Source organism: Zhihengliuella salsuginis (assembly GCF_014651715.1).
Classification (GTDB): domain Bacteria; phylum Actinomycetota; class Actinomycetes; order Actinomycetales; family Micrococcaceae; genus Zhihengliuella; species Zhihengliuella salsuginis.
In genome coordinates this window covers 195,135-213,889 of sequence record NZ_BMXK01000005.1, presented here as the reverse complement: position 1 = coordinate 213,889, position 18,755 = coordinate 195,135, and the positions used below count along the sequence as shown (strand labels likewise).

Below are 18,755 nucleotides of genomic sequence, written 5' to 3'. Positions count from 1 at the left end.
TGCGCCTCAGACCCAGGGGCCTCCGGGCAGGTGATCGAACACCAGCGAGGTCTGCGTCGAGGCTACCGCGGGATTCGCCGACAGGTGGTCGAGCACGAACTGGCGGACGTCGTTGGAATCCCGGACCGCGAGGTGGAGGACGAAGTCGTCGGTGCCGCCGAGGAAGAACAGCTGCGTGACTCCCTGCTGGACACGGATCTCCTCGCTGAACGTGGACATCGTGTGGCGGGCACCCGGTCGGATCCGCACGAAGATCAGCGCCTGCAGAGAGCGCCCGATGCGCTCGGGATCGACATCCAGGGTGAACCGGCGGATGACCCCCGACTCGCGCAGCGAGTTGACCCGGGCCAGGCACGTCGACGGAGCGATGCCCAGCTCGGTGGCCATGGAGTTGTTGGTTCGGCGCGCGTTCTCGCCCAGCATGCGGAGCAGCTTCTTGTCGATGTCGTCCAGTTGGACCGTGTCGGGCCGAACATCATTCGTTGTGACGGGCATCTCCCACCTCCGTTTTCGTTGAGATTTGCCAATAATTCGGATTATACCGAATAAATTTCGTCAGAAACCAGATCGGGCCGTACAAATATTTATTCTGGAGGGGACAACCTGACCCTTGTGCAGTTCCGCATACGGGCCCGCAGGACTAGAATTCGCACCACAGACACAGAGGAGGAACCGCCATGATCATCGGTGTTCCCAAGGAAATCAAGAACAACGAGTTCCGCGTGGCCATGACCCCGGCCGGCGTCTCCGAGTTCGTCGCCCGCGGCCACGAGGTCGTCGTCGAGGCCACCGCCGGCCTCGGGTCCGGCATCGCCGACGCGGACTACGTCGCAGCCGGTGCCCGCATCGCCGCGGATGCCGACGCCACGTGGGCCGACGCGCACATGATCATGAAGGTCAAGGAACCGATCCCCGCCGAGTACCACCGCATGCGCCGGGACCAGATCCTCTTCACCTACCTGCACCTGGCCGCCTCGCGCGAGTGCACCGACGCCATCGTCAAGGCCGGCTCCACCGCCATCGCCTACGAGACCGTGACCGCCGGCCGCACCCTGCCGCTGCTCGCTCCGATGTCCGAGGTCGCCGGACGCCTGTCCGCGCAGATCGGCGCCGTGCAGTTGCAGCAGCCGAACGGCGGCTCCGGCGTCCTCATGGGCGGCGTCCCGGGCACCCGTCCGGCCAAGGTCGTCGTCATCGGCGGCGGCGTCGCCGGCGAGAACGCCGCGAACATCGCCGTGGGCATGGGCGCCGACGTCACCATCGTCGACATCAACCTCTCCCGCCTGAAGGAGATCGACACCGCCTACGCGGGCCGCATCAAGACGCTGGCCTCGTCGAAGCTGGCCATCGCCGACGAGGTCGCCGCCGCGGACCTGGTCATCGGCTCCGTGCTGATCCCGGGCGCCGCCGCCCCGAAGCTCGTCACCAAGGCCATGGTCGCCAAGATGCGCCCGGGCTCGGTGCTCGTGGACATCGCGATCGACCAGGGCGGCTGCTTCGAGGGCTCCCGCCCGACGACGCACGCCGACCCGACCTTCAAAGTGCACGACGCCGTGTACTACTGCGTCGCGAACATGCCGGGCGCCGTCCCGCAGACCTCGACCGCCGCACTGACCAACGCGACCCTGCCGTACGCGCTGCGGATCGCCAACAAGGGATGGAAGCAGGCCCTGGCCGAGGACGCCGGGCTCGCCAACGGTCTCAACGCCCACGCCGGCCAGGTCACGTTCGAATCGGTGGCATCCGAATTCGGGATGAGCTATGTCGCTACCGCAGATCTGCTGTCTGACTAGGCATAATAAGTAGGCCGGTGCGGCACGATCAGGACCCGTGACCGCCGCATCGACCACAACGTGCGCCCCGGCGTTCGCGGGCTACTCCTTGCCGCGACCGCCGGGGCGCACGTGTGTCCGCCACCGTTCCGGCCGCGCCCCGACCGGCCCCGGCACCAGTTAGGGGACGGACTTGATGCGGTAGACCAGCACCGCCGCGACGAGGCCGATCAGCGCGGCCATCACGAACATCGTGGTGTAGCCGCCGAGCTTCGTCACCGCGAGCCAGGCGAGCGTCGGCGCGACCACCTGCGGCAGTGTCGCGGCGATGTTCACAACGCCCAGATCCTTGCCGCGGGCATTGGCCGACGGCAGCACCTGTGTGATCAGTGCGAAGTCGACGGCGAGGTACGCGCCGAAGCCCATCCCGAGCACGCCGGCCGCCACGACGGCCGCCGGCCAGACCGGGAAGAACGCGAGGATCAGCGCGGCCAGCGCGATCAGCACCGAGGATCCGGCGACGAAGATCTTGCGCCGGCCGCCGGAGGCGTCGCTGATCCGGCCGGCGATCACCGCGGTGATCAGCACCATGATCGAATACAGGCCCGTGAGTACCAGGACACCCTGCGCCGGGTGCTCGTGGCCGATCTCGTCCTGCAGGAAGAAGAGCAGGTAGACGATCGTCAACTGGTTGCCGACGAACATCAGGAAACGCGTGAACCACGCCCACCCGAAGTCCGGGTGGCTACGAGGATCGATCCAGAACGCGCGGAGGAACGGACCGAGCGCGAACTTCGGGGCCAGACCGCGCGGCAGCACGGGGTCGTCCCGCCAGATGAGATACGGGACGACTGCGACGGCGAACACTGCGGCGCAGAGCCCGTAGCCCAGCCCCACGTTGCCGCCGATCACGAACCCGATGACGGCGCCGCACAGGATGCCGACCGTCTGGCCCATGGCCCCGAGCCCTCCGATCGACGCCCGTTGGCCGATCGGCGCGCGGTCCGGCACGGCGGCCGCGATCGTCGAGTACGCCGAATTCACCCCGGCCTGGACGACGCACCACCCGACGACCAGGGCGAGCACCGCCGTCGTGCCCGTGATGTCCGTGCCGCCCACCAGGGCGGAGATCGACGCCAGGAACCCCAGCGCGACGACGGCCACCAGCATCCCCCCGAAGATCCACGGCGCGCGGCGACCGAACCGGCTGGTCGTGCGGTCGGACAGCGCGCCGGTCAAGGGGTTGCCTATCATCGCGACGGCGGCGCCGAACGCCGTCACGAGGGAGAGGATCCCCTCCTTCCCGGCCGGGTCGATCATCTCGGCCTGCAGACCGAGGAGCACGTTGATCGGCGCGTACAGCACCGCGTTGATGCCCAGGTTCACCAGCACGACGCCGGCGATCCACTTGGCGCGCACGTTCACCGTGGGCTCGGCGAGGGCCTCGGGGACGGGCGCGGCGCTGGAGCTGCGGCCGGGATCGTCGGGCGGTGCGGGCACGGGCAGGTCGACGGGAGGGGGCGATGAGGTCATGATGCATTCATCGTATGCCGACCGGCAACCCGGACCGCCTTCCGCACCCGTTTGCGATAGAGCTTCTTCATGCCGTCGGCCGGCCGGATCGGGGCGGGCCAGCGGGGTTCGAGCGCGTCGCCGAGGGTGACGCCCCGCAGTCTGCGCCCGAACATCGGCAGGACCCACTGCCGCAGCCACTCGACCTCTCGACTGGCGAGCTGGACCGGCCCGAGCCGCTCGCGGGGCCCGAAGGGCTCGAACTCGAGCTGGTGCCGGATGCCGAGCTGGTTGAGGATCTGGATGGCCATGTAGCGGTGGCCGGCACGGTTCATGTGCAGCTTGTCCGTGTCCCACATGCGGCGGTCGTAGTAGACCTCCCACGTCCAGTAGTCCACGAGCTCGATGGTCTCCGGGTGCCGGCGCGCGAGCTGGCGGACGTGCTCGTTGAACGTCCAGTTGCGGCGCTTGAACGGCTCGAGCACCGGGTGCAGGGGCACGTCGAACCCGGTGAAGAGCAGGACGCGGGCCCCGGATTCGGCGAGCCGCTCGACCGCGCGGGTGTACTCGTCGAGCAGCCGGCCCATGTCCTTGCGCAGCTCCAGGATGTCGTTGCCGCCCGCGTAGAAACTGATGATGTCCGGCTCCATCGCGATCGCCGGCTCGATCTGCTCCTCCACGATGTGCCCGAGCCGCCGGCTGCGGATCGCCAGGTTCGCGTAGCGCCAGGTCGGATCGGCCTTGGAGAGCTGCTTGGCCACCCGGTCCGCCCAGCCCCGCACCCCGTTCGGCAGGCGCGTGTCCCAGTCGCCCACACCCTCGGTGAAGGAGTCTCCGATCGCCACGAACAGCCCGCCCATGGTCCACACCCTGCCAAGCCGAGGCGACCTCGAGGCGTCCGCCGCGCGACCTGCGCGTTAACAACGCCGGGGCGCCGGTCCTGCACCCCTTCAACGCGCAGCGGCGATCCTGTAGGACTCGTCGAGCAGCTCTCCCAGTTCCACGGCGCCGATACACTCCAGGCGCACCAGCACCAGCTGGGGCGACCGTTCATGGTGCGGCGTCCAATAGAACGTGCCCGGATCGGTCCCCGCGAGCGCCTCGCGCTCCTCGGTCTTCACCGTGAGCACCCCGGCATCCCATATCCGGGCCATCAACGTCCGCGCGAACCAGGCCGGGCGGCCCCAGCTGAGGCGTTCGGTCACGCCGGGAAAGCTCAGGCAGACCGTGCGGACCTCCTGTTCCGTGACCATTTCCCCACTGTCGCACTCCGGATGCGGAAGGACAACGGCCACGCCCGCTGCCCGGATGCACCAGCCTCGACCGCATCAGCAACGGTCGAGGCCGGTACTCCTAGAACTGGATGCCGAGCGCCCAGCCGCCGAGCGCGTACACGGCCACCGTTATCAACACGACGCCGATCAGGTTCAGCCAGATGCCGCCGCGCAGCATGTTCGCCATGGTGATGTGGCCGGATCCGAACACGATCGCGTTCGGCGGGGTGCCGACCGGCAGCATGAAGCTGCACGTCGCGGCCATGGCACCCGGGATGAGGATCAGCAGCGGGTCGATCCCGATCGCGATCGCGACGCCGCCGAGGACCGGAAGGAACGTGGCGGCCGTGGCGGTGTTGCTGGTCATCTCGGTGAGCAGCAGGATGATGAGGCAGACCGCGGCGATGAGCAGGAACGACGGCAGCACCGCGAGGCCTCCCATCTTCTCGCCGAGGAACTCGCTCAGCGCGGTCTCGCGGACCGCGACGGCGATGCTGAGGCCGCCGCCGAAGAGCAGCAGCACGCCCCACGGGATGCCCTGCTGTACAGAGGTCCAGTCCAACACGCCCTGGATCTTGCCGCCCGGCGCGCGCTTGGCGGCCGGCAGCAGGAAGAGGATCAGGCCGGCAGCGATCGCGATCTGCGCGTCGGAGAGGTTGGCCAGCAGCGGGACGGTGCTCGCGACGGCGTCGATCCCCATCAGGGCCTCGCGGAAGACCCAGAGGAACGCGGCGGAGATGAAGACCCACAGCACGCACCACTCGGCCTGGGACATCCTGCCGAGGTCGTGCAGCTCGCGGCGGATGACGCTGCGGCCCCCGGCGACCGCGCCCAGGTTGGACGGGAAGACGAAGCGGGTCATGACGAACCAGGCGATGATCAGGAAGACGGCCGCGAGCGGAACGCCGACCTTCATCCAGTCGGCGAAGGAGATGGTGAAGCCATAGGTCTCCTCGACGAAGCCGGCGAGGATCAGGTTGGGCGGGGAGCCGATGAGGGTGGAGAGGCCGCCGATCGTGGCGGCATAGGCGACGCAGAGGACCAGGGCGATGCTGAAGCGCTTGGACTCCCGCGGGTCGGCATCCTGCTCGTGGTTGACGAGGTCCAGCAGCGACAGGGCGATCGGCAGCATCATCAGCGTGGTCGCCGTGTTGGAGACCCACATGCTCAGGAACGCGGTGACGACCATGACGCCCAGGATGACCTGGTTCGGCCTGGTGCCGAACCCGAGCAGCGCGACGAGCGCGATGCGCTTGTGCAGGTTCCACTTCTGCATGGCGATGGCGATCATGAAGCCGCCCATGAAGAGGAACACGGTCGGCGAGGCGTACGGGCTCGTGGCCTCCGCCGGTTCGAGGATGCCGAGCAGCGGCAGCGCGACGATCGGGATGAGGCTCGTCGCGGCCAGCGGGATCGCCTCGGTCATCCACCAGGTGGCGACGAGGGCGACGACGGCGGCGGTCAGCCGCATGTCGTTCGGGGTGGACGGGTCCAGGCTCATCAGCCCGTACACCACGAGTGCGAGGACCGGCCCCAGGATCCGACCCACGATCAGGCGCGTCTGGGAGAGCTGCTCGTCGCCGGCCCCGGGCCGATTGCCGGCGCCCGCGACCGGAGTCTCCCCCGGGCCGGGGCGTGTCGGCGGGTTGCCGCGGGGGCGGGTGGTCTCGGTGGTCTGACTCATCGTGGCTCCTGATGCAGATGGCGTGTGATGTCTTAAAGCGTGTTGCAGATCACACACCCCGGCTCGCTTTCGTTCATAAAGAACACACTCGCGGAGGCCGGCCGGAGCACACCTGGCACGGAAACGCCGGCGGGGCCCGGAGCGAATCCGGGCCCCGCCGGCGCGGCGGGCGTTGCGGCAGTGTCAGACGGTGGGCTTCACCTCGTCGTCCGCCTGCCCGTTGGGCTCGCCGCCCTGATCGATGTACTCCTGGGAGGACTCGAACTCCGGCGTATCGAAGGTCTGGCCGGCGAGGGGGTCCTTCTGCTCGCCGACGATCTGGATCGCCCCGGTCTCCGGATTCACGGTCGTGACGTCCGGGTCGACGTGTCGGAAGCTGATGACGTGCTTCGACGTCCCCGCCTGCCGCTTTCCGTCCGTGAACCCCGCGAGCGAGGTCGTCGCCCCGCCGAAGCCGCGGAACAACCGCCGGCCGGAGGCCGGTTCGGGCTCCCCCGCCTCCTCGGCGTCGGCGCCGGCTGCCGAGGTGACCTCGATGTAGGTGGGCATCGTGGCCACGTCGTGGCGGAAGGCCCGCGTCAGCGAGATGCAGGCCAGCAGGAGCACGATCGAGAACGGTGCAGCCGTCGAGATCGAGAGCGTCTGCAGGGCTGTCAGGGCCACGCTGCCTCCGACCACAAGCAGGACGGCCGCGGCCACCCCCTCCAGCACTGCCCAGTAGATGCGGGTGCCGATCGGGGTGTTCGTGCTGCCGCCGCTGGCCAGCATGTCGATCACCAGAGAGCCGGAGTCAGACGAGGTGACGAAGAAGAAGACGACGACGACCATCGCGATGACACTGAGGACCACCGTCAACGGGAAGGCCTCGAAGAATTGGAACAACGCCGTCGTGCTGCTCACCGCACCGTCGGTGAGCATGTCCACCGTGCCCTCGCGCTGGAACAGTATCGCCGAATCGCCGAAGATCGTGAACCAGAGCAGGCTCACCAGGGTCGGAGCGAGCAGGACGCCGACGATGAACTCGCGGATGGTACGGCCGCGGGAAATGCGGGCGATGAACATGCCGACGAACGGCGCCCAGCTGACCCACCAGCCCCAGTAGAAGATCGTCCAGCCGGCCTCCCAGCCGTCCTCGGAGAAGGGACCGGCGTGGAACATGGTCTCCGGCAGGATGCTCAGGTAGTTGCCGAGGTTCTCGGGGAGCGCCTTGAGCAGGAAGATCGTCGGGCCCAGGATGAAGATGACGAGCGCGAGCAGCGCCGCGACCGACATGTTGAAGTTCGAGAGCCACTTCAGGCCCTTGTGCACTCCGGAGACCACGGAGAACGTCGCCACCAGGGTGATCGACGCGACGATGATGATGATGAGCCAATTCGAGGACTCGGCCCAGCCGAGGAACTCGAGCCCGCCGATGATCTGGCTGACGCCGAAGCCGAACGAGGTCGCCACTCCGAACAGCGTGCCGACGATCGCGACCGTGTCGATCGCGTGCCCGATCCAGCCTTCGACCCGCTTGCGGCCCAGCAGCGGTTCGAGCAGCCAGCGCACCGCCAGCGGGCGGCCGCGGCGGAAGGTCATGTAGGCCAGGCCGAGGCCGACGATCGCGTAGATCGCCCACGGGTGCAGGCCCCAGTGCAGCATCACGACGCCCATCGACGTGTTCACCGCATCGGTTGTCTCGCCCTCGACACCGTACGGCGGGGTGATGTAGTGGCTCAGCGGCTCGGCCACGCTGAAGAACACCAGACCGATGCCCATGCCGGCGCTGAAGAGCATCATGAACCAGGAGGCGATCCCGAACTCGGGCTGCTCGTCGTCGCGCCCGAGCCGGATGCGGCCGATCTTGGAGACGGCGAAGTAGATCGCGAACGCGAGGAAGATGTTCACGGCGATGACGTACCACCAGCCGACGCCGTCGGAGATCGCGGTGTTGAGCTGGCCCGTCGCCTCCTCGAGGGTGTCTCCGGCCGCCCTGCTGAAGATCACGGTGAACAGCAGCAGCGCGATGATCACGATCGACGCCGGGATGAAGACGGGTTTCAGGATCTTGGACCGCGCGGCGGGATCCGTCCGCTGGTCGGAGGGTGCGGATGACATTTCGATACCTCTTTCGTCGTGCCAATGGCGACCAGGCCGCAGACGCCGTTCGAGAGTCTCCTGCGAACCTAACACGAGGTGAGCCGCATCACATCACATCTGTTGATCTCATCCCTGCAACGACGTGGCCTCGTCGCGCCGGGCGCGGAGGGGCGTGCAGCCACGAAATCGGCCGCCCCGCACCTCACCATGCGCGGGGCGGCCGCCCGTGGTTCAGACCGTCAGCGGTCTTCTGGAGGGCGCGGGCTCAGACGGCACCGGCCGCGGCCCAGCCGGCGGGGACCACCTCGACGACGCGCAGGCCGTCGTCCAGCACCACCAGATCGGAGCGCTTGCCGGGGGCCAGGTCTCCGACGTCGTCCCATCCGACGGCGCCCGCCGGCGTGGTCGAGGTCTGCCGCACCGCGGCGATCCACGCGGCGTGGTCGACGACGGGCGCGCCGTCGTCGTGCCCGACCGGGGCCGCACCGCGCAGGGCCCGCCGGAAGAGCTCGTCCATCGTCGCCGTGCTTCCGGCGATCGATCCGCCGCCCGCGATGCGGGCCACGGAGTCGCGCACCTCGACCCGCATGGTCCCCAGGTCGAAGTCGCCGTCGCCGAGGTTCGCGGCGGACATCGCGTCCGTCACGATCGCCACGCGGCCGTCCCCGACCGCGGCCCGGACGTGCCCGATGAGGCTGGGATGGACGTGCACCCCGTCGCCGATGAGCTCGACGGTGACGCGCGGGTCCTCGAGGAGTGCCGCGACGGCCCCCGGCTCCCGGTGGTGCAGCGGGGGCATCGCGTTGAAGAGGTGGGTGGCGACGCGCGCGCCGGCGCGGATCGCCGCCCGGGCGACGTCGATGTCCGCGTCGGTGTGCCCCACTGCCGCGACGGCGCCCGCACGGGTGATCGCCTCGATGGCGTCCAGGGCGCCGGGCAGCTCCGGCGCGATCGTCACCATGCGGATGTGGCCCCGGCCGGCCTCGAGCACCGCGGCCACCTCGGCGGGCGCCGGGTTCCGCAGCTGGGCCGGGTCGTGCGCCCCGCACCGGTTGCCGCTCAGCCACGGCCCCTCGAGGTGGATGCCCCGGACCACGGAGGACTCGACCATGTCCGCGAGCAGGCGCACCGAAGCGAGCAGGCGCTCGGGCGAGAGGGTGACGAGGCTGGCCATCGTCGTCGTCGTGCCCTGCCGCAGGTGGGTTTCGCGGGCCTGCCGGATCGAGGCCGGATCCGGGTCCGTGTAGGACCCGCCGCCGCCGCCGTGCACGTGGATGTCGACGAAACCGGGGATGATCGTGGCGTCGCCGTAGTCGACGTCGACGCGCTCGTGGCGCCCGGCGCCAACGGCGACCACGCGGTCGCCCGACGTCTCGACCCAGCCGGGCTCGTAGACCTGCTGCGCCGTCACGACGCGCGACGCCGCGCGCACCACCGACGCGTTCATGCCCGCCCCTGATCCTCGAACCGCTGCCAGGCGGGCCGGTTCGCGTGCGTGTACCGGTAGTACTCTGCCATCTCCAGGCGCGCCGCGGCGGCCTCGTCGACCACGACCATCGCGTGCGGGTGCAGCTGCAGCGCCGACCCCGGGCACATGCTGCTCAGCGGCCCCTCGACCATCGCGTGCACGGCGTCGGCCTTCGCCGGCCCCGTGGCCACGAGGACCAGCTCGCGGGCGTCGAGGATCGTGCCGAGCCCCTGGGTGACGCAGTGCCGCGGGACGTCGTCGGGGGAAGCGAAGAAGCGGGCGTTGTCCGCCCGCGTCCGCGGGGCGAGGGTCTTGATCCGGGTCCGCGACGCGAACGACGACGTCGGCTCGTTGAATCCGATGTGCCCGTTGGCGCCGATGCCGAGGATCTGCACGTCCACTCCCCCGGCGTCGCGGATCGCGGTCTCGTAGTCGGCCGCCGCGGCGTCCAGATCGGCGGCGGCGCCGTCCGGAACGTGCACGAGGCCGGGGGCGAGCCCGACGGGTTTCGTGACGGTCCTGCGGATCACCGAGTGGTAGCTCTCCGGGTGGTCGAGCGGCAGGCCGACGTACTCGTCGAGTGCGAAGGCGCGCACGGCGTCGACCCGCAGGGCGCCCGAGCGCACCCTCTCGGCCAGGTCCGCGTAGATGGCTAGCGGCGAGGACCCGGTGGCGAGGCCCAGCACGGCGTCCGGCCGCCGCTGGATGACGGACGCGACCTTGGCGGCGGCGATGCGCCCGACCTCGGCGGCGGTGGGGAGGATGACAACCTGCACGTTTTCTCCTGTGGTTCTAAGCGGTGGGAATGAGGTGGCCTGCGGCCAGGCGGACTGCCCCGTGGACGGGGTCGGCGTCGAGCACGCGGACGTCGTGCAGCCCGTGCCCGGCCAGGCGGTCGCGCAGGTGGCGCTGCAGCAGCGGCTGGTTGACGGCCATCCCGCCGGCCATGACGACGGGCAGCGGGGGCTGCCCGTCGGCGCGCCCGAGGCGGCCGGCGACGCGCGCGACGAGGTACGCCAGGGCATCGGCGGCCCCAGCGACGATCACGGTGGAGGCCGGATCGCCGGCCGCGGCGAGCTCGAACACGACGCGCGAGCGGCTCGCCCAGTAGCGGCGCTCGGGGTTCGCGTAGAAGTGGCCGAGCAGCTCCTCGGCGCCCTGCAGTCCGCAGTCCGCCGCGAGCTGCTGGGACAGGCGGTCCGGCCCGTCGCCGAGGTCGAGCCGCTCGAGCGCGTGGCGGACGGCGGCGCGGGCCACCCAGTAGCCGCTGCCCTCGTCGCCGAGGAGGTAGCCCCACCCGCCGACGCGCGCCTCGCGTCCGCCGGCCGTGCCGTCCGCGCCGCGGCCCCACGCGACCGATCCGGTGCCGGCGATCAGCGCGATGCCCGTCTCGAGGCCGGCGGCCGCGAGCAGCAGCGCCGTGTCGTGCACGACCGCGATCTCGGCCCCGGGCGCGTGCTTCGCGAGCAGCCCGGCGAACACGGCGCGTGATTCGTCGGTGTCGGCCCCGGCCACGCCGGCGCAGACCCGCGCCGGGCGGGGGTTGCCGTCCGCGAGGCGGGCGAACACCCCGGCCAGCTGGCGGCCGGCCTCCTCGGCGCCGACGGAGGACGGGTTCGCGCTGCCGGCGAGGACCTCGGCGGTCTGCACGCCGTCGATCGTGAGAACGGCATGGGTTTTCGACCCGCCGACGTCGAGTCCGACGACGGCGCCGCGCGCCCGGGTGCCCGCGGTCATGCGGCGCCGTTCGGGCTGGCGGAGGCGGGGGCCCCGTCGTCGTCCTGCGCGGGTTCGGCCGGCCACTTGCCGCCGTTCTCCCAGAAGGAAGAGATGTCCTCGAGCGGGCGGTTCTTGGTCTCGGGGGCCAGGCGGTGGACGAAGACGAACGCGGCGAGCGCCAGGATGCCGAAGACCACGAACGTGCCGCCGCCGCCGAGCTTGGTGAGCATCGTCAGGAAGATCGCGGCGACGGCCGCGTTGGCCATGAGGTTGGCTGTGAGCATGGCGCTCGCGCCGAGGGAGCGCAGGTGCGAGGGCAGCGATTCGCCCGCGTAGACCCACACCAGCGAGCCGAAGCCGAACGTGAAGCCCACGGTGAAGAGGATCAGGCCGACGAAGCCGAGGACCGTGAGGAAGCCGCCGAAGTTCTCGCCGAAGAGGAACGTGAGAACCAGCAGCCCGTTGGCGAGGACCATGATGCCGATGCCGGTCAGCAGGATGGGGCGGCGGCCCATGCGGTCGATCAGGCTGAAGGAGAGGAACACGGCCAGCAGGCCGGCGACCTGGACGAGCGCGGGCAGCCCGAGCAGGGTGGCGTTGCCGGAGAAGCCCATGGCCTCGAAGATGCGCGGGCTGTAGTAGACGATCGCGTTGATGCCGGTGATCTGGACGAAGAAGCCGAGCCCGACGACGAAGACCGTGGCGCGCAGGTAGGGGTGGCGGACCAGGGCGCGCCACGTGTTCTGGCGCGGGGAGTCGTTGGCCTCGCGCATCTCGGCGAGCTCCCGGTCGACGATCGCCGCGTCCGGCTCGACGCGCTCGAGGGTGCGGCGGGCGTCGTCGTACCTCCCGCGCATGGCGTACCAGCGGGCCGTGTCGGGAAGCTTGGCGATGAGCAGCGCGATGATCACGCCGGGGATGAACGCGGCGGCGAGCATCCAGCGCCAGTTCTCGCCGGCGGCGAGGGCCCACGCGACGAGGTAGCCGAGGATGATGCCGACGACGGTCGCGACCTGGTAGAGGACCAGGAAGGCGCCGCGGACCTTGGCGGGTGCGGACTCGGCGACGAAGACGGGGACCACCACGACCGAGACGCCGATCGTCAGGCCCAGCAGGAAGCGGGCCGCGATGAGCACCGGGACCGCCCAGGCGAGGCCGGAGAGCAGGGAGAAGACCGCGTACGTCACGGCGACCAGCACCATGGTGGACTTGCGGCCGATCCGGTTCGAGAGGGCGCCGGCGAAGAGCGCGCCGAAGATCTCGCCGATGACGACGGAGGTGGTCACCGTCTGCTGCTGGGCCACGCTGAGCGAGAACTCGTCGGTGACGAACAGCAGGGCGCCGGCGATGTTCGAGGAATCGTAGCCGTAGATGATTCCCAGGGTGGCCGCGGCGACCGCGACCATGAGGCTCAGCCGGGACGACTGGCGTATCTCATTGACAATGCCCACGTCGGCATCCTTTCGATGGGTGGTCCGGTCCAGACGCCGTCATGTTCGAGGCATCCGGGCCAATGGTCTGCAAAACTAGACCAATTAGCACTGGCTTAAAATTGGCATAGACCAATATGATGTGTCAAGGATTACACCGAGAAAGGAGCCGGGAACAGCATGAGCCTGCCCAAGTACTACGAGCAGAAACTGCGCATCCTGGAGATCATCGGGGAAACGTCGCCGGGCACCATGATCCCCACCGAACGCGAGCTCGCCGAGCGGTTCGACACCTCCCGGACCACCATCCGCAAGGCCATCGCGGAGCTCGTCGTCGAGGGCCGCCTCGCCCGCACCCAGGGGCGCGGGACGTTCGTGGCGGACCCCAAGAAGATCCACGTCCGCCAGATGACCTCCTTCAGCGAGGACATGACCGGCTACAAGACCGACAGCATCGTCCTGGGCCTGGAGCGCATCGAGGCGGGCGGGGAGATGGCCGCCCGCCTCGACGTGCCGGTCGACTCGACGGTCACCCGCCTGCGCCGCCTGCGCCGGCAGGACGGCGAGCCGCTGGCCATCGAGGCGGCCCACCTCCCCGGGCCCTTCCCCGGCCTCGAGATCGAACTGGAGGCCCGCGGCTCGCTCTACGAGACGCTGCGGGAGGTCTACGGCATCGACATCTCGGCCGCCGAGGACCACGTGGAGACGGCGCTGGCCGCCGCCGACGACGCGGAGACGCTCGGCGTCGACACCGGACACCCGCTCCTGCAGGTGCACCGGACCGCCTGGGACCAGCACGGGAGGGCCGCCGAGTGGATGCGCGGGCTCTACCGCGGCGACCGGTTCCGGTTCGTCGCGCGCATCAGCAGATGACACCGGATTCACGGCGTTCCCCCAGCGCACCTGCGATAGCGTGAACCCATGACCAGCCACGATCCTGCCGCCCGCCTGTGGGCCCCGCGGCACCGCGGCTGGAAGCTCGCCCACCACCTGCTGCCGGCCTTCATCCTGGTCGCCGTCCTGCTCGGCGCCGGGGTCTGGGGACTGACTGCACAGGAGTGGCTCCTGTCCTCCCCGCTGCTCGCGCTCGGCGTGGGCGTCGGGTGGTCGATCGTGCGCGAGTACCGCCGGGGCGGCGCCGACGAGCCGCCGGCAACCGCCGCCGTCGTCACCTCCACCGGCCGCCGCGCGGCCACCCGCTTCGCGACCACCCGCGCCTCCGCCTACACGGGCGGCCTGACCGTCGGCGTCGCGGTGGTCACCCTGGTCAGCGCGCTCGCCCTGGGGGCGGACACCCTCACCGAGTACGACGGCGCCGCGCACCTTCCCCCGTTGCTCGCGGCGGTCATGCTGCTGGGCGTGGGCGTGATCGTGACGATCGAGGGCGTGCGGATGCTCAAGCTCTCGGCCGAGCAGCCGCCCGGCGTCTACCTGACGCGCAGCCGGATCGTGCTGGTCGGCCAGGCTCCGACTGCCGAGCTGTTCTGGAAGGACGTCACGGGCGTGCGCGCCGAGGACCCTGCCAAGCACGGTCCGCTCGGGCAGCGGCACCCGCTCGGCGAGCGCGGCCCCAGCCGGATCGTGGTGCGCCACCGGCCCGGCGGCGGCTCCGCGGAGGAGCGCCTGACGATCCTGGTCCAGTACCTCACGTGCGACCCGAACCTGCTGCTGGCCTCGATCGAGCACTATGCCGCGACCCCCGCGGACCGCCCCCGCCTCGGCACGGACGCGGCGCTGGCCGCCTGAGCCCGGCCGCGCCGCGGTCATTTCTGAAAGTCATCGTTCACAAGTCGCAACCGCTCCGCTAGCATCGGATCCGGGACCCCGTGCGCCCGGTCACATTCCGTTCACCTGGTGGCCATGCGGGTTCGCTTCAATGGTGTCCTGCTTTCATCCACTCCACGGGGGATTCTTCATGTCCAATCGCACAGCCGGCCGCGCCTCCACGCGTTCCGGGCTCACCCGCACGGCCGGGGCGGCGGCCGTCGCCGCACTCGGCACCGCTCTCCTGGCGCCGGCGGCGAGCGCCGCCGTCGCACCGGTCGAGATCGACCTGATCGCCGTCAACGACTTCCACGGCCGCATCTCCGAGGACCTGTTCAACGGCAGCGTCGGCGCGGCGGCGATCGGCACGGCCGTCGAGGCCTTCGAGGCGGAGAACCCGAACACGCTGTTCGTCTCCGCCGGCGACAACATCGGCGCCTCGACCTTCGAGTCCATGTCCCAGGACGACAACCCGACGATCGACGCGCTCGGGGCCGCCGGCCTCTCCGTCTCGACCGTCGGCAACCACGAGTTCGACCGCGGGTTCGACGACCTGTCCGGCCGCGTCGTCGACCGCTGGGCCGCCTCGACCGGCCTGCCCGGCGGCGACCTGGCCCTCGGCGCCAACGTCTACGCGAAGGGCACCACCGAGCCCGCACTGGAGGAGTACGCGATCCGCGAGTTCGACGGCGTGAGCGTCGGCTTCATCGGCACGGTCACCGAGCAGACCGGCACGCTGGTCTCCCCCGACGGCATCGCGGACATCGAGTTCGGCAGCCAGCTCGAGGCGGTCAACCGCGTCTCCGCCCAGCTCTCGGACGACGACGACTCCAACGGGGAGGCCGACGTGATCGTGGTCCTGACCCACGACGGCTCCGAGGCCGAGGACTGCGCCGCCGTGGCCTCCGCCGAGACCGGCTACGGGGACCTGATCCGCAACGCCTCGGCCGACGTCGACGCGTTCTTCTCCGGCCACACCCACATGGGCTACGCCTGCCAGATCGCCGGCCCGGACGGCTCGGAACGCGCCGTGCTCCAGGGCAACGACTACGGGAGCACGTTCAGCCACGTGAGCCTGAGCGTCGACCCGGCGACGGGCGACGTCGTGGATTCCGCGGCCGAACTCGTCGACCTGGCCGACCAGGGCTACGCGCCCGACCCGGAGATCCAGGCGATCGTCGACGACGCCGTCGCGGAGGCCGAGATCGTCGGCGGGCGCGAGCTCGGCACCATCTCGGACGATATCGTGCGCGGGGGCGAGGTCCCGGGCGACGACCGCGGCGTCGAGTCGACCCTGGGCAACCTGGTCGCCGACATCCACCTGTGGGCGACGTCCAACGACTCCTACGCGGGCGAGCCGGCCGAGATCGCGTTCATGAACCCGGGCGGCCTGCGCGCCGACCTGCTCTACGGCGAGGACGGCGTGGTGACCTTCAAGGAGGCGGCCGACGTCCAGCCGTTCGCGAACACCCTGGTCACGATGGACCTGACCGGCGCACAGATCAAGGCCGTGCTCGAGGAGCAGTGGCAGCCGGGCAACGACCGCCCGAAGCTGCACCTGGGGATCTCCGAGGGCCTGCAGTACTGGTACGACGACGCGGCCGCCGCCGGCGCGCACGTCACCGCCGTGGAGTTCGACGGCGAGCCGCTGGACATGGACGCGACCTACCGGATCGTGACCAACTCGTTCCTCGCCTCGGGCGGGGACAACTTCGCCACCTTCGCGGAGGGGACGAACCGCGCCGACTCGGGCCAGGTCGACATCGACGCCACCGTCGCCTTCTTCGGCGCCTTCGACGTCGTCGACCCGGCCCCGCTGGGACGCGCGGCGTCCGTCGCCGAGGAGACGCCGGAGCCGACGCCCACACCGGAACCGACGCCTACCCCGACCCCGACCCCGACCGGGGAGCCCACCGCGGAACCGACGTCGACCGGCGAGCCGACGGAGAAGCCGGGCGGCTCGGACGGGCCGACGGAGCCGACCGGGGAGCCCTCTGCTGATCCGGGCACCGCGGACCCGAGCAGCCAACCCGCCGGCGGAGGCGACGACGAGCTCGCCGAGACCGGCGCGACGACCGCCTGGCTCGTCGGCGCCGGCTCGTTGCTGGTCCTGCTCGGCACCGTGCTGATGGTCCTGCGCCGCAGCCCGTCGGCGAAGCACTAGCACGACGTACCGCTGACGGCGGGTGGGCGGCCCCGGTGGTGGCCGCCCGCCCGCCGTCGGCGCGTTCCCGGTACTGTTGGAAGCGATGAACAACGACGAATCCTCACGCGGCTGGCTCGCCGAGCGCCTGCTGCCCGGCGGCACGGAGCCGGACCCCCGCTTCACGCTGGCCAACGAGCGCACCTTCCTGGCCTGGATCCGCACGTCGCTCGCCTTCCTCGCGGGCGGCATCGCGCTGGAGGCGTTCGCCCTCGACCTCTTCAGCGACGCGTTCCGGCGCGGGCTCGCGGCCTTCATCATCGCCGTCGGCCTGCTGATCGCCCTCGGCGCGGGCGTGCGCTGGCTGCGTGTGGAGCACCGGATGCGCCAGCGCAAGCCGCTCCCGCTGCCGCTGATCGTCCCGCTGCTCGGCCTCGGGTCGGCGCTCGCGGCCGCGACCGTCCTCGTCATCCTGGCCCTGGGGTAGCCGTGCCGGACGCTCCCCCGCCCACCCCGACCCACCACGGCGACCCGGGGCTGCAGCCCGAGCGCACCGTCCTCTCGTGGGGGCGCACGATGCTCTCGATCACCGTCGTCGGCGCCGTCTTCCTGCGCTGGCTGCCGTACTACGGCGGCTGGATGATCGCGCTCACGGGCGCGAGCGCCGTCGTCGCACTGTCGATCTACGTCACCCAGCGCCTGCGCTACCGGCGGCAGGCCGGCGGCATCCGCGAGGAGGCGCTGCAGGCGGACGTCGTCGCGATCATCGGCACGACGGCGGCCGTCGCCGCCCTGGGCGTGCTCGGCGTGATCGCGGTCCTCACGACGGGTCGCTAGCCGCCGTCTCGGCGCATGTCGCCGATCCACATCACGGCGCCGGCCGTCCCGACGCATTCGGCGGGGAACCCCTCGACGTCCTCCGGCGGGTGGATCGCGGCCGAGAACACGACGTCGTCGCCGTCCGCGACGCTGTCGCCACCGCCGTCCGCGGGCGAGGGCACGACCACGGCGGTGCGGCCGTCCGCCTGCGGCTCGGCGCCCGCCGTCCACCCCACCCCGTAGACCCCGTTCGCTTCCTCGGTGGCGGGGTCGAGCAGCCAGCACTCGGTGCCGCCGTCGTAGGAGAGTTGTCCGTAGCGCCCCATCTCGTCGATGCCGATGCTGGTGCCCGGGAGCGGCTCGAGGGTGACCAGCCGGACCCCCGCACCGCGGACCTCGGTGGCGCGCAGCACCGGCCCGTCGGCACTGCCCGACGCAGGGCCGCCGGACGTGGGCTCGTCGCCGGGCATCCCGCCGCCGGAACCGCAGGCGGCCAGGGAGCCGGCCGCCGCAACGGCGGCCAGCCCACGCAACCTGCGTCCGGCCGGGGACCTCATGACTCCAGTGTCCCCGCCGCGCGGACACCGCACCACGGCTACCCTGCGGTAGTCTCCGAGGGAGCACGGATCCACGTCAGGAGAACACATGAGCATCTGGTTCGGAACGCCGGACGTCGCCGAGGTGGCGGAGCTGGGCGCCGGCACGCTGAGCGAGCACATCGGCATCGAGTTCACGCACGTCGGCGAGGAGACGGTCACGGCGTCCATGCCCGTCGACCCGCGCACGGTCCAGCCGGCCGGCGTCCTGCACGGCGGCGCGTCCGTGGCCCTGGCGGAGACGCTCGCCTCGGTCGGCGGCCACCTGACCGTGGACCCGGAGCGGTTCCAGGTCTTCGGCCAGGAGATCAACGCGAACCACGTGCGCCCGGGGCTGCCCGGCCAGCGCGTGCACGGCACGGCGGCGCCGCTCGCGCTCGGCCGCCGCTCCCAGGTGTGGGAGGTCAAGATCGTGAACGACGACGGCAAGCTCGTCTGCGTCTCGCGGTGCACGCTCGCGGTGGTCGCCACGGCCGGTTGAGCGTGCGGCGGACC

At 70.8% G+C, this 18,755-nt stretch carries 18 protein-coding genes; 7 read left to right on the top strand and 11 right to left on the bottom strand.

From position 1 onward, the window contains the following. Positions 1–6 precede the first annotated feature (6 nt). Positions 7–495: an Lrp/AsnC family transcriptional regulator gene (locus tag IE069_RS07295; RefSeq protein ID WP_189349461.1), complete on the bottom strand. Its 489-nt coding sequence runs from the start codon at positions 493–495 to the stop codon at positions 7–9. 182 nt (positions 496–677) lie between these two features. Between IE069_RS07295 and ald the strand changes: the two genes are divergently transcribed. Next, positions 678–1,793, top strand: a complete 1,116-nt coding sequence (gene ald / locus IE069_RS07290) for an alanine dehydrogenase (RefSeq protein WP_189349460.1) — start codon at positions 678–680, stop codon at positions 1,791–1,793. 159 nt (positions 1,794–1,952) lie between these two features. Here the strand turns inward: ald and IE069_RS07285 are convergent, their stop codons facing one another. From IE069_RS07285 to IE069_RS07245, 9 genes are all read right to left on the bottom strand, one after another. Beyond that, positions 1,953–3,305, bottom strand: a complete 1,353-nt coding sequence (locus tag IE069_RS07285; RefSeq protein WP_189349459.1) for an MFS transporter — start codon at positions 3,303–3,305, stop codon at positions 1,953–1,955. Beyond that, positions 3,302–4,144 carry an SGNH/GDSL hydrolase family protein gene (locus tag IE069_RS07280; protein WP_189349458.1) on the bottom strand — a complete coding sequence of 281 codons (843 nt, stop codon included), beginning with the start codon at positions 4,142–4,144 and terminating at the stop codon, positions 3,302–3,304. Before IE069_RS07280 ends, IE069_RS07285 begins: the two co-directional genes overlap by 4 nt. 90 nt (positions 4,145–4,234) lie before the next feature. Beyond that, positions 4,235–4,537 (bottom strand): MmcQ/YjbR family DNA-binding protein, encoded by a 303-nt coding sequence (locus IE069_RS07275; protein WP_189349457.1) that lies wholly within the window; start codon positions 4,535–4,537, stop codon positions 4,235–4,237. Between the two features lie 100 nt (positions 4,538–4,637). Next, entirely contained in the window at positions 4,638–6,242 is a 1,605-nt protein-coding gene (locus IE069_RS07270; RefSeq protein ID WP_189349456.1) for an SLC13 family permease, read from the bottom strand. Between the two features lie 183 nt (positions 6,243–6,425). Continuing rightward, a complete protein-coding gene (locus IE069_RS07265; RefSeq protein ID WP_189349455.1) occupies positions 6,426–8,339 on the bottom strand; it encodes a BCCT family transporter in 1,914 nt (637 codons plus the stop codon). 247 nt (positions 8,340–8,586) lie between these two features. Beyond that, entirely contained in the window at positions 8,587–9,768 is a 1,182-nt protein-coding gene (gene nagA, locus IE069_RS07260; RefSeq protein WP_189349454.1) for an N-acetylglucosamine-6-phosphate deacetylase, read from the bottom strand. Then, on the bottom strand, positions 9,765–10,565 hold the full coding sequence (gene nagB, locus IE069_RS07255) for a glucosamine-6-phosphate deaminase (protein WP_189349453.1): 801 nt from the start codon (positions 10,563–10,565) through the stop codon (positions 9,765–9,767). Before nagB ends, nagA begins: the two co-directional genes overlap by 4 nt. A 16-nt stretch (positions 10,566–10,581) precedes the next feature. Continuing rightward, positions 10,582–11,526 (bottom strand): N-acetylglucosamine kinase, encoded by a 945-nt coding sequence (locus tag IE069_RS07250; protein WP_189349452.1) that lies wholly within the window; start codon positions 11,524–11,526, stop codon positions 10,582–10,584. Then, complete coding sequence (locus tag IE069_RS07245) at positions 11,523–12,959, bottom strand: sugar porter family MFS transporter (protein WP_189349451.1); 1,437 nt, start codon at positions 12,957–12,959, stop codon at positions 11,523–11,525. Before IE069_RS07245 ends, IE069_RS07250 begins: the two co-directional genes overlap by 4 nt. A gap of 159 nt (positions 12,960–13,118) precedes the next feature. On the opposite strand from IE069_RS07245, the gene IE069_RS07240 reads away from it, so the two are divergent. The 5 genes from IE069_RS07240 to IE069_RS07220 all read left to right on the top strand — a co-directional run bounded on the left by IE069_RS07240 (position 13,119) and on the right by IE069_RS07220 (position 17,682). Beyond that, positions 13,119–13,811, top strand: a complete 693-nt coding sequence (locus IE069_RS07240; protein WP_189349450.1) for a GntR family transcriptional regulator — start codon at positions 13,119–13,121, stop codon at positions 13,809–13,811. A gap of 48 nt (positions 13,812–13,859) precedes the next feature. Next, positions 13,860–14,684 carry a hypothetical protein gene (locus IE069_RS07235; RefSeq protein WP_189349449.1) on the top strand — a complete coding sequence of 275 codons (825 nt, stop codon included), beginning with the start codon at positions 13,860–13,862 and terminating at the stop codon, positions 14,682–14,684. 169 nt (positions 14,685–14,853) lie between these two features. Then, entirely contained in the window at positions 14,854–16,866 is a 2,013-nt protein-coding gene (locus tag IE069_RS07230; RefSeq protein WP_189349448.1) for a bifunctional metallophosphatase/5'-nucleotidase, read from the top strand. Positions 16,867–16,951: 85 nt separating this feature from the next. Beyond that, the gene (locus tag IE069_RS07225) at positions 16,952–17,332 is read left to right on the top strand and encodes a YidH family protein (protein WP_189349447.1); all 381 of its coding nucleotides are present in this window, start codon (positions 16,952–16,954) and stop codon (positions 17,330–17,332) included. A 2-nt stretch (positions 17,333–17,334) separates the two neighbouring features. Next, entirely contained in the window at positions 17,335–17,682 is a 348-nt protein-coding gene (locus IE069_RS07220) for a DUF202 domain-containing protein (protein WP_189349446.1), read from the top strand. On the opposite strand, the gene IE069_RS07215 is transcribed toward IE069_RS07220, so the two are convergent. Continuing rightward, entirely contained in the window at positions 17,679–18,221 is a 543-nt protein-coding gene (locus IE069_RS07215; protein ID WP_189349445.1) for a hypothetical protein, read from the bottom strand. The two genes, IE069_RS07220 and IE069_RS07215, sit on opposite strands and share 4 nt — an antisense overlap. Before the next feature lie 88 nt (positions 18,222–18,309). On the opposite strand from IE069_RS07215, the gene IE069_RS07210 reads away from it, so the two are divergent. Then, a complete protein-coding gene (locus tag IE069_RS07210; protein ID WP_189349444.1) occupies positions 18,310–18,741 on the top strand; it encodes a PaaI family thioesterase in 432 nt (143 codons plus the stop codon). Positions 18,742–18,755: the final 14 nt, after the last annotated feature.